The organism is Vibrio sp. L85, assembly GCF_963871815.1.
Lineage (GTDB): Bacteria > Pseudomonadota > Gammaproteobacteria > Enterobacterales > Vibrionaceae > Vibrio > Vibrio harveyi.
Genome location: NZ_CAWMYL010000062.1, coordinates 1 through 2783, shown reverse-complemented (window position 1 = coordinate 2783; position 2783 = coordinate 1). Strand labels below are relative to the sequence as shown.

The 2783-nt window shown below is 37.7% G+C and carries 2 protein-coding genes; one reads left to right on the top strand and one right to left on the bottom strand.

What is annotated here, in order from left to right; genetic code table 11:
* Nucleotides 1-175 precede the first annotated feature (175 nt).
* Nucleotides 176-1498, bottom strand: coding sequence for a TIGR00366 family protein (locus AACR11_RS08060; RefSeq protein WP_026138323.1), 1323 nt, complete (start codon nucleotides 1496-1498; stop codon nucleotides 176-178).
* 255 nt (nucleotides 1499-1753) lie between these two features.
* Between AACR11_RS08060 and AACR11_RS08055 the strand changes: the two genes are divergently transcribed.
* Nucleotides 1754-2644, top strand: coding sequence for a LysR family transcriptional regulator (locus AACR11_RS08055; RefSeq protein ID WP_017818820.1), 891 nt, complete (start codon nucleotides 1754-1756; stop codon nucleotides 2642-2644).
* The last annotated feature ends 139 nt before the right edge of the window (nucleotides 2645-2783 follow it).

Below are 2783 nucleotides of genomic sequence, written 5' to 3'. Positions count from 1 at the left end.
GACTGAACTATTTCGTGTTGAGCTTCTGTGGATGCTTTATTCCAATTGAGGTTTTAGGTATATTTGTCTCCGAAATTAATTAAATTCTAAGGCGACAACTATGTTGACACAGAGGGGGAACAAGCGTTCGCAATCACCGAAATACGCAGCATGCACGGGAGTATCTACGTTCTTCCTAAAGAAAAAACAGCGTACAAAGAAATAAAGGTAATGTAACCAACAAAGCTGTCAACGTGAAGCCCATTATATCCCTGATACCTAGTCCCGCTACAGCCAGAGCAGGAAGCGCCCAAAACGGCTGCGCCATATTTGACCACATGTCACCGTAAGCAATCGCCATAGCTGCCTCACCTAAATTTATATTGAGATCAACCGCAGCCGGCATGATTAACGGTCCCTGAACTATCCAATGACCACCACCGCTAGGAACAAAAAAGTTTACAACAGCAGAGGCAAAAAACGTATACGTGGTAAATGTGGTTTCAGTTGCCGATGAAACAAACCAATCAGTAATAGACGATCCTAAACCAGATTCTTCCATCATGTATTGAATTCCACCGTAAAACGGGAATTGAAGTATAACGCTAGAAGTTGCCATTACGCCGTTTTTAATAGCTCGAACATAAGCAATTGGTGAACCGTGTAAAATAATACCTATGGAAAGAAAAGCCATGTTACCTATATTAAGATCTAACGTAAAACCGTTAGAGAGCCAGTTATAAATGATATATCCTAATCCAAAGCAACCAGTACAATAGGCAAGAAAGCTGCTCTTTTCTAATCTTTCAGCAGGTGTATCCGGTTGCAACTTATCATCTTGTTCTTTCGATTGATCAGCCAACAACTCAGGATTGATAAAAACAACATCCTCAGCTTTAGGATGAATTAAATATGCAACAACAGGCAAAATGACAAAAAGCCCGCCAATCACTAACAGGTTGAATGGTGTAAAAATAGTTTCAGATACTGGAATAATCCCCGTAATTGGCTCAAGCATGTGCCCTTCCGTTGCCGCAACTAAAGGTATTGAAGCCATTAAACCTCCGTGCCAAGTCATAAACCCCATGTAAGCTGCGGCAATTAGCACTCTATAGTCAACACCATCGACATTACGAGCAAATTCACGTGCCAACATTGCCGAAATGATTAAACCAAATCCCCAATGGATCGAGCACATCACAGCAGAAAATAAGGCGATTGTAGCCGCTATAGTTGCAGGCTTCTGAACTGAACGACCGACACGTTTCATAAAATGCTGTAACTGACTGGTAGAGGCTAAAGCGTGACCTGTCACAATGACCAAACACATTTGCATTGTAAATGTTAACAATGACCACAACCCATCTCCCCAATAATGCAACATGTCAAACGGCGTACTATCGGTAAATACAATGCCTGAAAAAAATATAACAAGAGTAAGAAGCAATGCTAAAATAAAAGCATCCGGTAATATTCTTGACACTATCTTGGTTAAGCTATTGGAAATCACTTGGAGCATATTGCCGCCTTTTATTATCAAAAAAGCAACTTTTCTATACATTTACTGCATAAAGAAGTCCTTTTTATGTTAAAATAATTAGTAAATCAGTATTATTCATCCTAATTCTGGTTCTTGCTTTATCGCAACTTACTTTTCATCCTTATAAATCAAACCTTATTTGAAAATATGCAATACCCAATATGTGAACCTACTCAAAGTTAGTTCAGAAGCAAGCATGTAGCCTCAATAGTTTACGTCCATAGGAGAAATACCATGCTCGATAAAATGGCGTTCTTTGTTTATGTTATTCGCTTGAAAACCATATCATCAGCCTCAAGAAAGTTTAATATTTCAGTATCAGCAGGTACAAGATGGATACAAGAGCTTGAACAACACTTCGGCATTACATTATTTCACCGAACAAACCGTATTCTCGAACTCACATCAACAGGGCAAATTTTATATGAAGAATTTTCACCAATAGTTGATCGAACTGAAAGAATAGAACAAAGGATTGATGATTTTTTGGGTCGTGACAAAGGGATAATTAATATTGTTTGTACACCTGTTTATGCCAATCATTATCTAATGGAAAAGATTTCTAGTTTTTCGTCACAGTTTAAAAATATTAATTTCAATATAACAATTACACCTTGGGCATTGGATCATGCCAATACATGTGACTTGATGATCAGTGCTAATGCAAGCTATCTAGGATATAAAGAAAAAGATTTACTCTTAATAAAACGTGAGTTGATGCAATCACCTTTCGTAGTAGTTGCTTCTGAAACATATCTGCAAGACAACCCTAGCCCAACAACTCCCGAAGATTTAGAAAATCACCGTTGTTTGTTTGCAATCACGCTCACAGGCAGTAATGAATGGATATTTCAACAAGAACAAGAATCAACGATCATCAAAGTTCCAAAAACAGTTGAAGTGAATGATAGTGACTTATTATTGCAAGGCGTTTTAAACGGAATAGGAATTGCCTATTTGCCTCTATTTGTTGTTAAAGATGAAATAGAAAATGGAAACTTAACATGTTTGTTAACTGACTATAAAACTAGCACTTGGAGTTTAAATCTATATTATCACCCGCCTAAAACAGCTGTTCCAATTGTTACTAATTTCAAAGAATTTTTGCTTAACAATCCACATTAACTTGGCTTTGATGTGATGGACGCACCTCCCTTCTAGCGTCGTTGTACCAAACTAATAGTACAACCATTAAGAGCAGGAGTAACAAGTATGTTGTAGTGGCATAGTGAATTTGACCACCTGATTAAGAGGTGATGTATGA

Bases quoted from the DNA above. Each gene is read 5' to 3' on its own strand.
- AACR11_RS08060 (WP_026138323.1), bottom strand. From the start codon at position 1,498: ATGCTCCAAGTGATTTCCAATAGCTTAACCAAGATAGTGTCAAGAATA.
- AACR11_RS08055 (WP_017818820.1), top strand. From the start codon at position 1,754: ATGCTCGATAAAATGGCGTTCTTTGTTTATGTTATTCGCTTGAAAACC.